Below are 17,117 nucleotides of genomic sequence, written 5' to 3'. Positions count from 1 at the left end.
CGGGCGTTGGGTCACCTTCTCCGGCGCCGGGTCAGCGTGCGATCAGCGTCTGCCAGGCGAGCAGGTGCTCCGCGGTGACGCCGCGATACCCGGCGGTGGCCGAGAGCTGCTGCCGCACGAGCGCCGTCTGCGTCTCCAGGGCGACGGCCGTGTCGTCGCCGAACGTGTACTGCGGGCCTCCGGCGGCAGCGGGGGTGTCTGTTTCGACGCCGATCGTGAACGGCACCGAGTGCGCCGCAGCGGCGACGGCGGCCGGCTGCGCCAGCGCGACGATCCCGTCGTCGCCGGCCGCGTGGTCGGAGAAGGCGACGATCGCCACCGTGTCGACGTGGCCGAGCAGGCTGTCGAACGCCGTCGAGCTCCCGTAGGTTTTCGCCGCGAGCCACCATGGCAGGTCGGCGCCGATCGGCGTGCCGTCCGCGACGGAGGACGCCGCATCGAACATCGCGTTCAGCTGCGGGACGATGACGCCGAGGTCCGGCTCGCCTCCGCCGGACGCCCACGGCTCGACATCGAACTGGATCGCATCGAAGTCGGCGGTGGCGAGGGCGTCGTGCGTCCACTGCGCTGCGAGCTGCGGCTGCTTCGCCCACTCCGGGTCGCCGCCGAGAGCGGAGACCGTGGTGACCCCCGCCGCGTGCAGCGCGTCGACCGCCTGCGGCAGCCAGGTCGCGAACGCGCCCTCCTGCGGCGCCCAGGGCACGGAGAGGTAGACGCTGGTCAGGTGGTGCTCTCCGGCGAAGGCGGCCAGCGCATCCGGCTGGAACTGCTGCTGGCCGAGGCCGCGCGCATCCGTCGCGGGGTCGATGGGGTTGCCCCACGCCCACACGCTCGTGATCGCGGACGGCGACGACCCCTCTGACACGTTGGAGACCGCGTTCGCGGCGGTCGGGGTCAGCACGGCGACGGCGAGAATCGCGAACCCTGCACCGGCGATGACCGACCTGGCACCTGAGAAACGCACACACACCCCTTTCAGCGTCGCCGAATGACGATTGCGCTGCCATTTCGGGTGTGCAGCACGTCCATTGTCGCAGGCCGACCGGGGGACGTTAACCCTCAGTCCGGGGTACATCTGATCCGGTGGATGCTGACTGGGCCGATGGAGCACCGGGGATGACGACGCTCCCGAACATCCGGAGGGTACGGCCGTCGCCCGGGCCGTTCGCCGCCCTCGTCTCGTAGACCGTGCCGAGGTCCTGGGCCAGCTGGGCGAACTCGGCGTCGGTGAGCCAGAGGCCGTTCATGCTGTATCCGGCTCCGTCGGCCACGAGGTCGGGGGAGCCGGCGGCGAGGTACTGATCGAACGTGTTGAGCAGAGCGGCGACGAACGCGCGGAACATGGCCGCGTGCTGCTCGACGGTCAGCGTGGCGAGCTCGGCGGGGCTGACGCGCGCCGCATCCACCCGCAGCGCGAGGGTGCGCTCGACGCCGCCGCGCACCCGCCGTTCTGCGACCACGTCGAGCACCCCCGCCGTGGTCAGCAGCGAGACGTGGCGGTAGAGGGAGGCGGTCGGCACATCGGAGAGCTCGTCGGCGAGCTGTGCGGTGGTGAGTGCGCGGTCGCCGAGGAACGCCTGCACGATGCGGAGGCGCACCGGATGCAGGAGGAGTTCCGAGCTGTTCATCCCCGTAGTCTATGGCGCGCATTCTCGCGCGTGATAATGTTCTCATCGACGAGAACAATGCAACGAGAACAATGCGACGAGGGGATGCAGATGAAGCCGAACGTGGACCTCGCCACCCTGCCGCCCGCTGTCCTCGTGATCCTGGGCGCGGTGCTGCTCGCCGAAGCGGTTCTGGACGTCGTCGCACTTGTCTCGCTGGTGCGTCGGCCGAAGGAGCGCGTGGCGTTCGGCAACAAGTGGGTGTGGGTCGCCATCATCGTGCTGGTGAACCTGATCGGCCCCATCCTGTACTTCGCCGTCGGGCGGCTCCGCAGCGTGCCAGCGGAGGAGCCGGCCGCTGCACCACCTGGGCGCGTGACGATGGCGGAGGTCGCAGACGCGCTCTACGGAGAACGCGATCGGGAGGGCGCATGAGCACGGCCCTGGAAACCGTCGCCCTGACCAAGACCTTCGGCGGCAGGCACGCGCTCGACGCGGTGGACCTCAGCGTCGATGATGGTTCCGTCTTCGGCTTCCTCGGCCCCAACGGTGCGGGGAAGACCACGGCGCTGCGCATCATCACCGGCTTGGCGAAGCCGACCAGCGGCACCGTGCGCGTGCTCGGCCAGGACATCGCCAGCGCGGGCAACGCCGTGCGTGGGCAGCTCGGATTCCTGCCGGACGTGCCTGCGTTCTACGACTGGATGACGGCGCCCGAGTTCATGGAGTTCGTCGGCGGTCTGTTCGGGCTGGACCATCGCATCCTGAGGCAGCGCACCGCGATGCTGCTGGACACGGCAGGGCTCGGGGGAGTGACCACCAGGATCGGCGGGTACTCGCGGGGGATGAAGCAGCGGCTCGGGATCGCGCAGGCCCTCATCAACGCCCCGCGCCTGCTCCTGCTGGACGAGCCGACCAGCGCCCTCGACCCGATCGGCCGCAAGGATGTGCTCGACATGCTGGATGCGCTCCGCGGGCGCGCGACGATCTTCTTCTCCTCGCACATCCTGAGCGATGTCGAGCGGGTCTGCGACACCGTCGCGATCCTGAACCGCGGGCGCGTGCTGACGCAATCGTCGATGCAGGACCTCCGGTCGCGGCACGGCGGTCACCGCATCCTGCTCGAGGTCACAGAGACGGCGGACGCGGATGCGCTGGCGACGCTCATCGCGGAACGGTCGTGGGCGACCACGGTCTCGCGCGACGGCCAGGGTGTCATCGACGTGCTGGTGTCGGATGCGGCCGCCGCGCAGCACGAGCTGCCATCGCTGGTCGCCTCCCGCAACGCGGGGCTGATCCGGCTGGAGGCGGGCGAGCTCACCCTCGAGGACGTCTTCGTCGAGCTGGTCGGGGAGGCGATCTGATGCGCTCCGCCCTGGTGTTCGCGCGCAAAGAGACGTTCGAGATCCTGCGTACCTGGCGGGTGTTCGTGCTGCCGGCGATCCTGTTGCTGTTCGCCGTGACGGGGCCGCTCATCGCGAAGTACACGCCAGAGCTGCTGTCGGCGGTAGCGGGCGACCAGTTCTCCTCCCTCCGTCTGCCGACGCCGACGGCCGGCGACGCGTACGCGCAGTGGATCAAGAACCTCGGCCAGATCGGCATCTTCGCGCTGATCATCATCTACGGCGGCATCGTCTCCGGCGAGCGGCGCAGCGGAACGGCGGTGCTGGTGCTGACGAAACCGGTGTCGCGGGTCGCATTCGTCGTGGTGAAGGCGGTCGTGAACATCCTGTACCTGACGCTGCTGCTGGCGGCGGGAACGCTGGTGACCTGGGGCGTGACGGCGCTCGTGTTCGGCGACGCCCCTGGTGGCCCGCTCTGGTCGTCCGCTCTGGTCTGGCTCGTCCTCGCGGTGTTCTACCTGGGGCTGATGACCCTGTTCTCCGTGCTCATCCCGTCGGCCGCCGGCGCGGCAGGGCTGGGGCTCGGACTGTTCGTCGTGATCTCGGTCGCTGCGGTGTGGCGGCCGGTGGCCGACTGGTCGCCGGGCGGCCTGCTCGGCCGCGCATCCACCCTGGCGGCGGGGACGGCGACCGACCAGGTGCTGTGGCCGGTGCTGGTGTCGCTCGCGGTGGCCGCGGCGGCGGTGGCGGCAGCGGCCGCGGTGTTCAGGAGGCAGGAGCTCTGAGCCTCGGCTAGAGCACCTTCCGCACGACCTGGCTCCCGCTCGTCACCACGGTGTTCGCCGCCACGTCCTTCGCGATCACCGCTCCCGCCCCGATCACCGAGCCGCGCCCGATGGTGACCCCCGGCGCGACCGTGACGTTCGCGCCGATCCAGACGTCCTCCTCGACCACGATGGGCGCGGTCGTGATGCCGTCGTGCCGCGCATCGGGGGCGACGGGATGTCCGGCCGTGCTCAGTGTCACGCCGGGGCCGATCATCGTGCGGTCGCCGATGGTGATGCCGCCGATGTCGTAGAACGAGCAGTTCTGGTTGACGAACACGTTCGCTCCGAAGCTGATCGCCAGGCCGTGGTCGCAGTAGAACGGCGGGTAGATCGTCACGTCGGACGGCAGCGGCCTGCCGAGGATCGCGCTCAGCAGCGCCGTGCGTCCCTCGGCGTCGGAGTACGGCAGCACGTTCAGCCGTGAGGTCAGGTCGAGCACCGTCTGCACGCGCTCGACGACGGCGCGCGACTCCGGAGTGCGTCGCGGGATGAGGTGCATCCTGTCCGTCACGCCGGGAACCGCCCAGCGCAGCAGGTCATCGCCAGCCCGCTGCCGGTGCGACGTCCTTCACCAGCGATTCCAGGATGCGCGCATTGAAGTCCACCCCGAGCTGGTTCGGCACCGTCACCAGCACCGTATCCGCCGCCTGCACCGCCTCGTCCGCCGCAAGCTCTGCGGCGATCACGTCCGGTTCGCCGACGAAGCTCCTGCCGAAGCGGGCGAGGCCGCCGTCGAGGTGGCCGACCTGGTCCTGCGACTCCGCCACGGCGCGGGCGCCGAAGTAGCGGCGGGTCTCGTCGTCGATGATCGGGATGATGCTGCGGCTCACCGAGACGCGCGGCTCGCGCTCGTGGCCGGCATCCCGCCAGGTGTCGCGGAACATCCGGATCTGCTCGGCCTGGAGCTGGTCGAACGGCACGCCGGTGTCCTCGGTGAGCAGGGTGGAGCTCATCAGGTTCATGCCCTGCTCCGCCGTCCAGACCGCCGTCGCCCTGCTGCCCGCTCCCCACCAGATGCGCTCGTCGAGGCCGGGGGAGCGCGGCTCGATCGGGAGCGGCTGCGAAACGCCCGTCATCTGCGGGTTCGACATCGCGACACCCGCCCCGGAGATCGCCGCGCGGAACACCTCGGTGTGGCGTCGCGCCATGTCCGCGTCCGACTCGTCGTCTGCCGGCACGTAGCCGAACGACTCGTAGCCGCGCACCGCCGTCTCCGGTGATCCTCTGCTCACCCCGAGCTGCAGCCTGCCTCCGCTGATCAGGTCGGCGGCCGCCGCGTCCTCCGCCATGTAGAGCGGATTCTCGTAGCGCATGTCGATCACGCCGGTGCCGATCTCGATGCGCTTCGTCCGCGCGCCGATCGCCGCGAGCAGCGGAAACGGCGAGGCGAGCTGCCTGGCGAAGTGGTGCACGCGCACGAACGCGCCGTCAGCGCCGACCTCCTCCGCGGCCACGGCGAGGTCGATGGTCTGCAGCAGGGCGTCGGCGGCCGTGCGGGAGACGGAGCCCGGGATGGGCTGCCAGTGGCCGAAGGAGAGGAATCCGATGCGTTTCACAGTGGTCTCAATGATGCCGCCGCTCCGGCTATTCCGCCACCGGGTCTATTCCGCCGTGTGGGCGCCGGCGTATCGTCGCAGGGTGGTCGATTGGTTGTGCGCTGCGTGCGCTGTGGAGTTTCCTGCGGGGGATGCGCATCCCGCGTCGTGCCCGATCTGCGAGGACGAACGGCAGTACGTCCCGCCTTCCGGGCAGGAGTGGACGTCGTTGCAGGCGTTGCAGCGGGCAGGCGAACGCGTCACTATCGCCGAGCTGGAGCCCGACCTCTTCGCGCTGCGCTCCCAGCCGAAGGTGGGCATCGGCCAGCAGAGCATCCTGCTGCGCACTCCGGAGGGCAATCTGCTCTGGGACCCCACCGGCTACGTCGATGAGGCCGCCGCCGCCGCGGTGCAGGACCTCGGCGGCGTCGCGGTCATCGCCACCAGCCACCCGCACATGTTCGGCGCGCAGACCTCCTGGTCCCGGATGCTCGGCGACCCGCCCGTGCTGGTCAACGCGGCAGACAGGGGCTGGGTGCAGCGGGACGAGCCGTGCATCCGGGACTGGACGGGAGACGAGGAGGTGCTGCCGGGTGTGACGCTGCGGACGATCGGCGGGCACTTCCCAGGGAGCGCGATCGTGCACTGGGATCGCGGGGTGGTGCTCTCCGGAGACACCGTGTTTCCCGGGCCGTCGCAGCGCTGGGTGACATTCATGCGCAGCTACCCGAACGACCTGCCGCTGTCGGCCGCCGTCGTGCGGCGGACGGCCGACCGTGTCTGCGAGCTCCCGTTCGACCGGCTGTACGGCAACCTCGGCAACGTGGTGCCCGTGGATGCGCGGGACGCGGTGCTGCGCTCGGCAGAGCGCTACATCGGCTGGGTGAGCGGGGCGTACGACGACCTCACCTGAGGCATGACCTCACCTGACGCACGACCTCACCTGAGATAGGGCGCCAGCTCGAACTCCAGCGCCGGCTTCGGCTTCGCGCCGACGATCGTCTTCACCACCTCGCCGTTCTGGAACACCTTCATCACCGGCAGCGCCATCGCCCGGTAGGTGGCGGAGGACTGCGGGTTCTCGTCCGCGTTGATCTTCACGATGCTGATGCGGTCGGCGTGCTCGGTGGCGAGCTGTTCGAGGATCGGGCCGAGAGCGCGGCAGGGGCCGCACCACTCCGCCCAGAACTCGACGATGGTGGTTCCGGATGCGGCGAGCACCGCGTCAGGGAATGTGGCGTCTGTGACGGCGTTGAGTGTTGTCATGCGGCGAGGCTAGACCGTGACCTCTGGGTCAGGGTCAAGCTGTGCGAGCATGGAATTCGGAGGTGCGCATGGAGACACTGACCCAGGAGCAGATCCGGGAGTCGTTCGTCAACTGTTCGAGGAGCGAGGCGGCGGAGTTGCCGCTGCCGCCGGGGATGCACGAAGTGGACTGGTCGAGACGCGAGTACCTCGGCTGGCGCGACCCGCGCATCCCGCAGCGCGGCTACGTGGTCGTCCCGACGGAGAACGGGCCGGTCGGCATCGTGCTGCGGGCGTCTGACGCGTCGATGCGGTCGCACGCGCCGTCGATGTGCGGCTGGTGCCAGGACGTGCACGTGACCCGCGACGTGTACCTCTACGTGGCACGCAGGGCCGGTCAGGCCGGCCGCAACGGCGACACGGTCGGCACGATGCTCTGCGGAAGTTTCGAATGCAGCGAGAACGTGCGCAGGACGCCGCCTCCCGCGTACGTCGGGTTCGACGCGGAATCCGTGGTCGCCGACAGGATCGCCGGGCTCGCCGAGCGTGCACGCCGCTTCGCCGCCACCGTGGTCGGCGCCCGCATCTAGCGCCATACGACCGCATCCAGCGCCATACTGAGCAGATGAGCGACGGAACGAAGGCAGACCCGTGGGTGCTGAAGACGGCGCCGGGGTCGAGCGAGTACAGCATGTGGCGCGACGAGGACGCCGACCCACCCGCGCTGGTCTGCCAGGTCGGCTCCACCACCCTGCGGTATCACCTGAGCGCGATCGACGACCTCGCCGCGTGGCTGCGCGAGCAGGGCGACTGGGTGCCGCTCGGCGCCGCGGACGAGCAGAAGGACGCCGCCGAGGGATCGGTCGAAGCGTGGGGACGCTCGGAGGCCAACCCCGTCGGCGGCTGGTACGGACTCCGCACGGGCTACCGCGGACGGTTCGGAATGTACCTCCCGCCGCTCCTGGAAGCCCTCGGCCTGGCCGAACTCACGCACGACGCCCGCAACAATCGCGTGCGCGCGCTGTGAGTCCGGCCGGCCAGGCTACTTGACCACGTAGCCGTTCAGCTGCGCTGCCACGGCAGCGCTCACGGCGGCCGTGCCGCCCAGGATGACGATCTTCTTCGGCTTGAGACGACTCAGCTCAGCGGTGATCGACTGCGGGATGGCCGTGGACTGGGTGAGCAGCACCGGAGCGTTCGCGATCCCGGCCACCGGCGCGCCGGAGAGCGCATCCGGGAAGTTGGTGCCGACAGCGACGTACGCTGCTGCGACCCCTGGCGAGAAGTTCGCCTGCGACACCTTGGCGCTGGTGATGTATCGGTCGTCGCCGGAGAGGCGGGTGACGGAGCCGGACGTGTACGACGAGAGCCGCGACATGACGGAGGCGTTGATCGCGTCCGTTCCGCCGAGCACGACGATCCGGCCAGGGCGCAGTCGCTGCAGTTCGGCGGAGACGCTGGGCGGGATGCTCACGCTCGTCACCAGCAGCAAAGGTCCGCTGTGCGCGGTTCCGGCGGCGACGGATGCTCCTGTCAGGGCGTCCGGGAAGTTCATCCCTGTCGCGATGTACGCGACGGACGGGTTCGCTCCGAACGCGCTCTTCGAGACTGCGACGCTTGTCTCGAACCGATCGGAGCCGGCCAGCCGGGTGACGCCGCCAGAGGTGTAAGCGCTGAGCGTTGCCACCGTGGCGTCCGAGACCGCCGACGGACCGCCGAGCACCACGATGCGGGCCGGTCTCAGGCGTTTCAGCTCTGTCGCGATCACGTCGGGAACACCGTACGGCTGGACGAGCAGCACCGGTCCCTTCTGCTTACCGGCCGCTGGGCCGCCGGCAAGCGCATCCGCATAGTTGTAGCCGGACGCGACGTACGCGACGGGCACGCCGGGGGAGAAGGTGGAGGAGAGCGCGGCACTGGTGCCGAACGCGTCCGATCCGGCGAGCCGGTTTCCGAGGGCGAACGCCTGCAGGTCGTTCATCGACCCGTTGAAGACGTCCTGGTCGCCGGGGAACGGGCCGACGCCGTTCGCGAACTGCCAGATCGTGTATGCGCCCCACCCAGGCGGAAGCGGAGGGGTGCTGATGTTGGAGTAGTTGGCGACGAAGAGCGGGTACGCGCCGAACGCTGCACTTCCGCCGGTGCAGAGGTTCCACCAGTTGGTGTTGGTGTAGATCGCAGGGGCGATGCCGGTCATCGAGGTGACCGTGTTCACGAAGTCGGCGACCCAGGCGACCATCTGCGGTGCGCTGAGGCCCCAGCAGGTGTTGCTGCCGCCGTACGGGTTGAACTCGATGTCGAGCAGAGGTGGAAGCGTGCGGCCGTCGGCGGACCAGCCGCCGCCGTTCTGGACGAAGTAGCGGGCCTGCGCGGCTCCAGAGGAGGTGTTCGGCGTTGCGAAGTGGTACGCGCCGCGGATGATGCCGACGTTGTATGCGCCGCTGTACTGGCTGGAGAACTGGCTGCTCTTGTAGTCGAGCGACTCCGTGGCCTTGATGTACGCGAAGCGACCGCCGTCCGCCCAGACCTGGTTCCAGTTGATGTTGGTCTGCCATCCGCTGACGTCGAGACCGCGGACGCCGGGCGGGAAGGTGGTGGCCGCTGAGCTGAACGTGCGGGCCGCTGACTGGCTCGCCGCGTTGTTGCCGATGGCTGCGTCCGCCGCGGCTCCGCTGAGCGAGAAGGTCGAGCCCATCGTGTGGTTGCCGGTCTGGTTCATCTCGGCGAGCGTCGGGTCGGCGCCGACGGATGCGTCCGGTGCCGCTGCGGTGGGGGCGGGCGCTGCGGGGGCGCTCGCATCCGGTGCGGGGGTCGGCGCAGGGGTCGTCGACGGTGTCGGCGTCGCGGACGGGTCGGCGGTCGGAGTCGCGCTCGGCGACGCATCCGGTGCCTCAGTCGATGTGGAGGTGGGTGTCGGAGTCGACGTCGGCTCTGGCGCCGCCGTGGCGGGGAGCTGTGCTCCAGCCACGACGAGACCGACCGCCGTCACGAGTGTGAAGGTCGTGGCGAGGCCGACCTTGAGCCTGGAACGCATGGTTGTTTCTCCCCTGACCGCCTGTCGGTGCGGTCCAAGGCAGACTAATTCAGTATCGGCCGGGGCACACCCCACACGCGCTGACTGGCCCACATTGGGGGACAGGAATCGGCGGGGATTCTGGTTGTGCCGGTGGTGGGACTCGAACCCACACGCCCTCTCGGACAAAGCATTTTGAGTGCTCCGCGTCTGCCATTCCGCCACACCGGCGCACAACAACACCTGAACAATACCGTAGGCTTTTGTCCGTGACTGACCAGGAAGCAACTCCCACCGCACCACGGCGCGTCGTCGTCGCCGAAGACGAATCCCTCATCCGGCTCGACATCGTCGAGATCCTCCGTGACAACGGATTCGAGGTCGTCGGCGAGGCCGGAGACGGCGAGACCGCCGTCGCGCTCGCCACCGAGCTGCGCCCCGACCTGGTGATCATGGACGTCAAGATGCCCCAGCTCGACGGCATCTCTGCGGCAGAGCGCCTCTCCAAGGGGCACATCGCCCCTGTCGTGCTCCTCACCGCGTTCAGCCAGAAGGAGCTCGTCGAGCGGGCGACGGAGGCGGGAGCACTCGCGTACGTCGTCAAGCCGTTCACGCCGAACGACCTCCTCCCCGCCATCGAGATCGCCCTCGCCCGCTACGCCCAGATCATCGCCCTCGAAGCCGAGGTGTCCGACATGGTCGAGCGCTTCGAGACCCGCAAGCTCGTCGACAGGGCCAAGGGCCTGCTCAACGAGAAGATGGGCCTCACCGAGCCTGAGGCGTTCCGCTGGATCCAGAAGGCGTCGATGGATCGCCGTCTCACGATGCACGATGTCGCCCAGGCGATCATCGAACAGCTCGCGCCCAAGAAGTAGCAGCACCCCAGACAGAGCAGAAGCGCGGCCGGGAGGAATCCCGGCCGCGCTTCGTGCATCCCGTGGCCGCGCCTCAGCGATCCTTGATCAGGTTCGTGATCCTGATGGTCGAGCAGCGGCGCCCCTGATCGTCTGTGACGGCGATCTCGTGCGTCGTCAGCGTGCGCCCCAGGTGGATGGGGGTGCACACGCCGGTGACATAGCCGCTCGTCGCAGAGCGGGTGTGCGTCGCGTTGATCTCGATTCCGACAGCGAGCCGGTCGGCGCCGGCGTGCAGGTTGGCGGACATCGACCCGAGCGACTCGCCGAGCACTACGTACGCACCGCCGTGGAGGAGGTCGGCCGGCTGCTGGTTGCCCTCGACGGGCATCCTGGCCACGGCCCGTTCGATGGTGAATTCGAGCATCTCGATCCCCATCTTCTCGGCCAGTTTGCCGAGTCCTCTCTGGTTCACGTATGCGAGCGCGTCCTCGGTCATCGGCGGCCTTTCTCACCTTCGTCGGTCGGGGAGTCTGGGTGTCACAGGTGCCTTGTAGGCTGTCCTGGTGTCAGACTCCGAAAAGCCTACCCTCCTGATCATCGACGGCCATTCGCTGGCATTCCGGGCCTTCTACGCGCTGCCGGTGGACAGCTTCGTCAACCGCGACGGCCAGCACACGAACGCCATCCACGGCTTCATCGCGATGCTCATCAACCTGCTGTCCCAGCAGCGTCCGACGCACATCGCCGTCGCGTTCGACATCTCGAGGTACTCGTTCCGCACGCGAGAGTACCCGGAGTACAAGGGCACCCGCGGGGAGACCCCGTCGGAGTTCGTCGGACAGATCCCGCTGCTCGAAGAGGCACTGCACGCGATGAACATCACCACCATCGCCAAGGAGGACTTCGAGGCGGACGACATCCTGGCCACGCTGTCCGCCAAGGGTGCGGCGGAGGGCTACCGCGTGCTCATCGTCTCCGGCGACCGCGACACCATCCAGCTCGTCAACGACGACGTCACGCTGCTCTATCCGAACGTGCGCGGAGTCTCGGAGCTCAAGATCTACGATCCGGCGGCCGTCCGCGAGCGCTACGGCATCGAGCCGCACCAGTATCCGGAGATCGCCGCCCTCGTCGGCGAGACCAGCGACAACCTGATCGGCATCGACAAGGTCGGCGAGAAGACCGCCGTCAAGTGGGTGCAGCAGTTCGGCACGGTCGAGAACCTCCTCGCCCACGCCGATGAGATCAAGGGCGTCGTCGGCCAGAACCTGCGCGACCAGCAGGAGAACGCGCTGCGCAACCGCCGCCTCAACAAGCTCCTCACCGATGTCGAGCTCCCCGTCGGCCCGGCCGACCTGGAGCGTCGCCCGCTCAACGAGAACGCCGTGCGCGACATCTTCGCCAAGCTGCAGTTCAAGACGCTGCTCGACCGGCTGCTCAAGACCGCGGCGGAGGAGGGGCAGCTCGACGGCTCGTCCGGTTTCAGTGCCGCCGTCGAGACCGGCGCGATCGAGATCCCTCCCGTGCGGACGATGGTCGACGAGGAGCTGGCGAACTGGCTGGCCAAGGCGTCGGCGGACGACACGGCGGTCGGCGTGCAGGTGGAGCTCGGTCCTGGCGGCATCACCGGGTTCGGGCTCGCGGCGGACGACGACACGGTCTACGTGCCGTGGGCGGCAGGACGCAAGGACTACCAGGCGCTCGAGGAGTGGTTCGCCGGCAGCGCGCCCAAATACTTCTTCCGTGCCAAGCCCCAGTTCAAGGCGATGAGCCGTGCCGGCCTGATCGTCGACGGTCTGGCCTTCGACACCAGCATCGCCTCCTGGCTCGTGCGTCCTGGCGCCGCGGCGCAGTCGCTCGCCGAACAGGTCTACGAGGTGCTAGGGGAGACGCTGCCGGTGTCAGACCCCAACCAGCTCGTGGCACTCACGGATGCGGTCAGCCCTGCCACGGAGGCCTGGTACATGCGCCGTGTGGCCGAGGCGCAGATGATCGCCCTCGACGATGGCACCCGCGCCGTGCTCGACGACATCGAGCTGCCGTTGGTGGCCGTGCTCGCCGAGATGGAACTGAACGGCGTCAGCATCGACAGCGAGGTGCTCGCGCGCCTGCGCGGCGAGCTCACTGACAAGGCCAACGATTACGCCGCCAGGGCGTACGCCGAGATCGGGCACGAGGTCAACCTCGGCTCGCCCAAGCAGCTGCAGCAGGTGCTGTTCGAGGAGCTGCAGATGCCGAAGACCCGGTCCACCAAGACCGGCTTCTCCACCGACGCCGCGTCGCTCGCCGACCTGCAGGAGAAGAACCCGCACCCGTTCCTCGGCCTGCTGCTGCAGCACAGGGATGCGACGAAGCTCAAGCAGATCGTCGAGACGCTGGAGCGCGCCGTGGAGCCGGACGGGCGCATCCACACGACATACGACCAGACCGGCACCAGCACGGGCCGCATCTCGTCCAACGACCCGAACCTGCAGAACATCCCGGTGCGCACGGAGGAGGGGCGCGAGATCCGCTCGGCGATCCGCAGCGGCGAGGAGTTCGAGACCCTGCTCACCGCCGACTACTCGCAGATCGAGATGCGCATCATGGCGCACCTGTCGGAGGATCCAGGGCTGATCGAGGCGTTCAACGCGGGGGAGGACCTGCACCGCTTCGTCGGCGCCCGCATCTTCGGCGTGACGCCGGAGGAGGTCACCTCCTCGATGCGCTCGAAGGTCAAGGCGATGTCGTACGGCCTCGCGTACGGGCTCAGCGCGTTCGGGCTGTCGAAGCAGCTCCGCATCGAGACGGCGGAGGCCCGCCAGCTCATGAGCGACTACTTCGAGCGCTTCGGCAACGTCCGCGACTACCTGCGCAACGTGGTCGAGCAGGCGCGCGTCGACGGATACACCGAGACCATCTTCGGTCGCCGCCGCCCGTTCGCCGACCTCACCAGCACCAACCGCGTCCTCCGCGACAACGCGGAGCGCGCAGCGCTGAACGCGCCCATCCAGGGTTCGGCGGCCGACATCATGAAGATCGCCATGCTCGGGATCGCCGGCGACATCATCGACCAGAAGCTCACCTCCCGGATGCTCCTCCAGGTGCACGACGAACTGATCTTCGAGGTCGCGTCCGGCGAGTGGGACGCGCTCGAGGCCATCGTCCGCGACAGGATGACGCACGCCGTCGACCTCCGCGTCCCGCTCGATGTGCAGGTCGGGCGTGGCCCCAACTGGGACGCAGCGGCCCACTAGCCACCGCTCGCCCCGGTTCGGGCATGGTGCGGAGGCGAGCCGCCGCAATAGGGTCGAGGTATGACAGAAGAAAACCGCACGCCCACTCCGGTCGACACGATCGCCGAGGAGTGGGTGGACACCCAACTCGAGCTGTACCCGGAGTTCCACGTCTGGCTCGGCCGTCCAGGCCGGGAGGGCGAGTACGCCGACTACTCCCCAGCAGGGGCAGAGGAGGCCGTCGGCAAGGTCAGAGAGACCCTGGCCAAGATCCAGGCGGCGGAGCCGGTCGACGACATCGACCGCGTCACCAAGATGGACCTCACGCGCGACCTGCAGCTCACCGTCGAGAAGCACGAGGCCGGTTTCAACCAGCGCGACCTCAACGTGATCGCCTCTCCCGCCCAGGAGCTGCGCGACATCTTCGACCTGGTCCCGACCGACACGGAGGAGGACTGGGCCAATGTCGCCAAGCGCCTGCACAACCTCCCGGCAGCGATGGACGGCTACATCGAGACGCTGCGCAGCGGCATCGCGAGTGGCAACGTCCCCGCCATCAGGCAGGTGCGCGAGGTGCTCGCGCAGGCGAACAAGCAGGTCGCGGACACCGGCTTCTTCTACGAGTTCACCGCGGGGGCCAAGGCGGGCGACGCAGAGCTTCCCGCTTCGCTCTCGTCCGACCTCGCGGCCGGCGCGCAGGAGTCGGCCGCTGCGTACGCCAAGCTCGCCGGATTCCTGAAGGACGAGCTCGCTCAGCACGCGCCGGAGAAGGATGCGGTCGGCCGCGAGCTCTACGCGCTCGCCTCCCGCAGCTTCCTCGGCGCCACCGTCAACCTCGACGAGACGTACGAGTGGGGCATCGAGGAACTCGCTCGTATGGTGGCCGAGCAGGAGTCGATCGCGCGCGAGATCAAGCCGGGCGCGTCGGTGGCCGAGGCCATCGAGTTCCTCGACGGCGACGCCAGCCGCAAGCTGCACGGCACAGACGCCCTGCAACGCTGGATGCAGGAGACCAGCGACCGGGCCATCGAAGAGCTCGGCAAGTCGCACTTCGACATCCCCACCGAGATCCGCCGTCTCGAGTGCATGATCGCCCCCACCCAGGAGGGCGGCATCTACTACACCGGCCCGAGCGACGACTTCGCCCGCGCGGGGCGGATGTGGTGGAGCGTGCCGGAAGGCGTCACCGAGTTCGACACCTGGCGCGAGCTGACCACGGTGTATCACGAGGGCGTCCCCGGACACCACCTGCAGATCGCGCAGGCCACATACAACAAGGCGCAGCTCAACTCCTGGCGCCGCATCGCGGGCACCTCCGGTCACGCGGAGGGCTGGGCGCTCTATGCGGAGCGCCTGATGGAGCAGCTCGGCTACCTCGACGACCCGGCCGACAGGCTCGGGATGCTCGACGGCCAGCGGATGCGCGCAGCGCGCGTCGTCCTCGACATCGGCGTGCACCTCGAGAAGCAATTGCCGGACGGCTCCGGCCCGTGGACCGGCGAGTACGCCTTCCAGTTCCTCGGCGAGAACGTCAACATGAACGACGGCTTCGTCCGGTTCGAGGTCAACCGCTACCTCGGCTGGCCGGGGCAGGCGCCGTCGTACAAGATCGGCCAGCGCATCTGGGAGCAGTTGCGCGACGAGTACGCCCGCCGCGAGGGCGCGTCGTTCGACATCAAGGCGTTCCACAAGAAGGCGCTCGACATCGGCGGTGTCGGGCTCGACACCCTGAAGTCGGCGCTGCTCGACTGAGCATCGCGTGACGACGTCGCCGTACCGGGTGGCGCTCGGTGACGCCTTCGAGGGGTTGCACCCGCGGCTGAAGGCGTACTTCGACGCCATCCCGGAGGGCGGCCACGGCTTCGGCCGGGGCGTGTTCGACGCTGTCGGCACGCCCCGGCGCTGGCTCTGGCCCGCGCTGTGGCTGCTGGCGCGCGCGCACGTCGTGTTCCCGGTCTGGGAGCACGGCGTGCCGTTCACGGTCTCCAACCTGCCGGATACGACGGCGGCCGGTGCCCCGTCGGTCAGGGCTGTCCGGGTGTTCCGGTTCGTCTCACGGCGCCGGGCGATGGTCGACGAGATCGCCGTCGACGGGCGCACGATCGTGGACACCCTCGGCCGTCCAGCCCGGGTGACCGCACGATTCGACGCGGCCGTGGTCGACGGCGGGCTGGTGCTCACGTCGACGGCCGTGGCGTTCCTGGTGGGGAGGGCGCGCATCCCGTTGCCAGGACCGATCGCGCCGCGCGTCGTGCTTTCCGAGCGGTACGACGACGACGTGGATGCGCAGCGCGTCTCGATCACTCTCGACCTGCCGGTCGTCGGTAGGCTCTACGAGTACGCGGGAACGTTCCGCTACGGGATCGAACAGGGGGAGCGGACCGCGTGAGCAGCCGCATCGTCATCGCCGGGGCATCCGGTTTCATCGGGCAGTACCTGACAGACGCGTTCCGCGCATCCGGCGACGTCGTGCAGACCATCGGGCGCCGTGGCGCAGACGCGGTCTGGGGGGATGCGGACGGCATCCGCACGCTGGTCGACGGCGCCGACGTCGTGATCAACCTCGCCGGCAAGAGCGTCAACTGCCGCTACTCCGACGCGAACCGTGCGGAGATCTTCCGCTCCAGACTCGACACAACGCGGGCGATCGGCGCGGCCATCGCCGCGAGCGAGAACCCGCCGCCGCTCTGGATCAACTCATCGACCGCCACCATCTACCGCCACGCGGAGGACCGGCCGATGACCGAGCGCGGCGGAGAGCTGGGCACGGGCTTCTCCGTGAACGTCGCCACCTCGTGGGAGCGTGCCTTCTTCGAGCTGGAGCTGCCGCACACCCGCAGGGTCGCCCTGCGCATGGCCATCGTGCTCGGTGACGGCAGCGCGCTGCTCCCGCTGATCAGGCTCGCGCAGTTCGGGCTCGGCGGCCCGCAGCGCGACGGCCGCTGGTTCGCCACCGCCGCGCGCAGGAACGCGGGGACGTTCCACGAGTTCCGTGCGCGGGCAGGACGCCAGCGGTTCAGCTGGGTGCACATCGCGGACGTGCTCGGCGTCATCGAGTTCGTGCGCGCGCATCCGGAACTCGACGGCGTCGTCAACGTCTCGTCCCCGAATCCGACGGACAACCGCACGTTCATGGCCACGCTGCGTCGCGTGCTGCGCGTCCCGTTCGGCCTTCCCGCGTACCGGTGGATGCTCGAAGCCGGCTCGATCGCGATCCGCACGGAGACAGAACTGGTGCTGAAAAGCCGCTGGGTCGTGCCGGAGAGGCTGGTCGAAGCCGGCTACGAGTTCGCCGAGCCCGACCTCGAGAAGGCGCTCACCGATATCGTCGCAGAACGCGGGTTGCCCACCGCGTCCCAACACAGCTAAGCTGGACTGTCACCTTTGTGACACCTCTATCCGCCTGCCGTTCGCGGAACCAAACAGAAGCACCACTGCGACCGGCCTGAATTATGTCCATAACGGAGCACTCACT

Annotated in this window: 18 protein-coding genes and 1 tRNA gene; 11 read left to right on the top strand and 8 right to left on the bottom strand. The window is 68.9% G+C overall.

What is annotated here, in order from left to right; translation table 11 throughout:
* Positions 1 to 31: 31 nt before the first annotated feature.
* Positions 32 to 964 carry a hypothetical protein gene (locus tag ACIRCZ_RS04680; RefSeq protein WP_402850147.1) on the bottom strand — a complete coding sequence of 311 codons (933 nt, stop codon included), beginning with the start codon at positions 962 to 964 and terminating at the stop codon, positions 32 to 34.
* A gap of 88 nt (positions 965 to 1,052) precedes the next feature.
* Positions 1,053 to 1,628 carry a helix-turn-helix domain-containing protein gene (locus tag ACIRCZ_RS04675; RefSeq protein WP_402850144.1) on the bottom strand — a complete coding sequence of 192 codons (576 nt, stop codon included), beginning with the start codon at positions 1,626 to 1,628 and terminating at the stop codon, positions 1,053 to 1,055.
* A gap of 90 nt (positions 1,629 to 1,718) precedes the next feature.
* Here ACIRCZ_RS04675 and ACIRCZ_RS04670 point away from each other — a divergent pair, with 90 nt between their 5' ends.
* From ACIRCZ_RS04670 to ACIRCZ_RS04660, 3 genes are read left to right on the top strand one after another with little or no spacing between them, the layout of a single operon-like run.
* Positions 1,719 to 2,042, top strand: coding sequence for a PLD nuclease N-terminal domain-containing protein (locus ACIRCZ_RS04670; protein WP_402850141.1), 324 nt, complete (start codon positions 1,719 to 1,721; stop codon positions 2,040 to 2,042).
* The gene (locus ACIRCZ_RS04665) at positions 2,039 to 2,971 is read left to right on the top strand and encodes an ATP-binding cassette domain-containing protein (RefSeq protein ID WP_402850138.1); all 933 of its coding nucleotides are present in this window, start codon (positions 2,039 to 2,041) and stop codon (positions 2,969 to 2,971) included. The genes ACIRCZ_RS04670 and ACIRCZ_RS04665 overlap by 4 nt, the downstream gene beginning before the upstream one ends.
* Complete coding sequence (locus ACIRCZ_RS04660) at positions 2,971 to 3,735, top strand: ABC transporter permease (protein ID WP_402850135.1); 765 nt, start codon at positions 2,971 to 2,973, stop codon at positions 3,733 to 3,735. Before ACIRCZ_RS04665 ends, ACIRCZ_RS04660 begins: the two co-directional genes overlap by 1 nt.
* Positions 3,736 to 3,742: 7 nt before the next feature.
* Here ACIRCZ_RS04660 and ACIRCZ_RS04655 read toward each other — a convergent pair whose 3' ends face one another.
* Together ACIRCZ_RS04655 and ACIRCZ_RS04650 are read right to left on the bottom strand one after the other, a co-directional pair.
* Positions 3,743 to 4,288 (bottom strand): sugar O-acetyltransferase, encoded by a 546-nt coding sequence (locus ACIRCZ_RS04655; protein ID WP_402850132.1) that lies wholly within the window; start codon positions 4,286 to 4,288, stop codon positions 3,743 to 3,745.
* Positions 4,289 to 4,313: 25 nt separating this feature from the next.
* The gene (locus tag ACIRCZ_RS04650; protein ID WP_402850129.1) at positions 4,314 to 5,333 is read right to left on the bottom strand and encodes an LLM class flavin-dependent oxidoreductase; all 1,020 of its coding nucleotides are present in this window, start codon (positions 5,331 to 5,333) and stop codon (positions 4,314 to 4,316) included.
* A 112-nt stretch (positions 5,334 to 5,445) separates the two neighbouring features.
* Here ACIRCZ_RS04650 and ACIRCZ_RS04645 point away from each other — a divergent pair, with 112 nt between their 5' ends.
* Positions 5,446 to 6,225, top strand: coding sequence for a hydrolase (locus tag ACIRCZ_RS04645; RefSeq protein ID WP_402850126.1), 780 nt, complete (start codon positions 5,446 to 5,448; stop codon positions 6,223 to 6,225).
* A 26-nt stretch (positions 6,226 to 6,251) separates the two neighbouring features.
* Here ACIRCZ_RS04645 and ACIRCZ_RS04640 read toward each other — a convergent pair whose 3' ends face one another.
* Positions 6,252 to 6,578, bottom strand: coding sequence for a co-chaperone YbbN (locus tag ACIRCZ_RS04640; protein ID WP_055894064.1), 327 nt, complete (start codon positions 6,576 to 6,578; stop codon positions 6,252 to 6,254).
* Between the two features lie 68 nt (positions 6,579 to 6,646).
* Here ACIRCZ_RS04640 and ACIRCZ_RS04635 point away from each other — a divergent pair, with 68 nt between their 5' ends.
* Positions 6,647 to 7,147, top strand: a complete 501-nt coding sequence (locus ACIRCZ_RS04635; RefSeq protein WP_055894062.1) for an FBP domain-containing protein — start codon at positions 6,647 to 6,649, stop codon at positions 7,145 to 7,147.
* Between the two features lie 35 nt (positions 7,148 to 7,182).
* Positions 7,183 to 7,584 carry a DUF6855 family protein gene (locus ACIRCZ_RS04630; RefSeq protein ID WP_402850121.1) on the top strand — a complete coding sequence of 134 codons (402 nt, stop codon included), beginning with the start codon at positions 7,183 to 7,185 and terminating at the stop codon, positions 7,582 to 7,584.
* Positions 7,585 to 7,599: 15 nt separating this feature from the next.
* On the opposite strand, the gene ACIRCZ_RS04625 is transcribed toward ACIRCZ_RS04630, so the two are convergent.
* Positions 7,600 to 9,591, bottom strand: a complete 1,992-nt coding sequence (locus ACIRCZ_RS04625) for a cell wall-binding repeat-containing protein (RefSeq protein WP_082581327.1) — start codon at positions 9,589 to 9,591, stop codon at positions 7,600 to 7,602.
* Between the two features lie 127 nt (positions 9,592 to 9,718).
* Positions 9,719 to 9,801, bottom strand: a tRNA-Leu gene (locus tag ACIRCZ_RS04620).
* Between the two features lie 38 nt (positions 9,802 to 9,839).
* On the opposite strand from ACIRCZ_RS04620, the gene ACIRCZ_RS04615 reads away from it, so the two are divergent.
* Positions 9,840 to 10,445, top strand: a complete 606-nt coding sequence (locus ACIRCZ_RS04615; RefSeq protein ID WP_055894059.1) for an ANTAR domain-containing response regulator — start codon at positions 9,840 to 9,842, stop codon at positions 10,443 to 10,445.
* 73 nt (positions 10,446 to 10,518) lie between these two features.
* Here ACIRCZ_RS04615 and ACIRCZ_RS04610 read toward each other — a convergent pair whose 3' ends face one another.
* Entirely contained in the window at positions 10,519 to 10,923 is a 405-nt protein-coding gene (locus tag ACIRCZ_RS04610) for a hotdog fold thioesterase (RefSeq protein ID WP_055894057.1), read from the bottom strand.
* Positions 10,924 to 10,990: 67 nt separating this feature from the next.
* Here ACIRCZ_RS04610 and polA point away from each other — a divergent pair, with 67 nt between their 5' ends.
* Genes polA through ACIRCZ_RS04590 form a run of 4 tightly spaced genes read left to right on the top strand, consistent with a single transcriptional unit; the run spans position 10,991 to position 17,011 of the window.
* Positions 10,991 to 13,663 carry a DNA polymerase I gene (gene polA / locus ACIRCZ_RS04605; RefSeq protein ID WP_402850116.1) on the top strand — a complete coding sequence of 891 codons (2,673 nt, stop codon included), beginning with the start codon at positions 10,991 to 10,993 and terminating at the stop codon, positions 13,661 to 13,663.
* A gap of 60 nt (positions 13,664 to 13,723) precedes the next feature.
* Positions 13,724 to 15,394, top strand: coding sequence for a DUF885 domain-containing protein (locus ACIRCZ_RS04600; protein ID WP_402850114.1), 1,671 nt, complete (start codon positions 13,724 to 13,726; stop codon positions 15,392 to 15,394).
* 7 nt (positions 15,395 to 15,401) lie between these two features.
* Positions 15,402 to 16,031, top strand: coding sequence for a DUF4166 domain-containing protein (locus tag ACIRCZ_RS04595; protein WP_402850111.1), 630 nt, complete (start codon positions 15,402 to 15,404; stop codon positions 16,029 to 16,031).
* Positions 16,028 to 17,011 carry an epimerase gene (locus ACIRCZ_RS04590; protein ID WP_402850108.1) on the top strand — a complete coding sequence of 328 codons (984 nt, stop codon included), beginning with the start codon at positions 16,028 to 16,030 and terminating at the stop codon, positions 17,009 to 17,011. The genes ACIRCZ_RS04595 and ACIRCZ_RS04590 overlap by 4 nt, the downstream gene beginning before the upstream one ends.
* The last annotated feature ends 106 nt before the right edge of the window (positions 17,012 to 17,117 follow it).

The organism is Leifsonia sp. NPDC102414, assembly GCF_044765685.1.
Taxonomy (GTDB): Bacteria; Actinomycetota; Actinomycetes; order Actinomycetales; family Microbacteriaceae; genus Leifsonia.
This window is presented reverse-complemented; position numbering and strand designations above follow the sequence as displayed.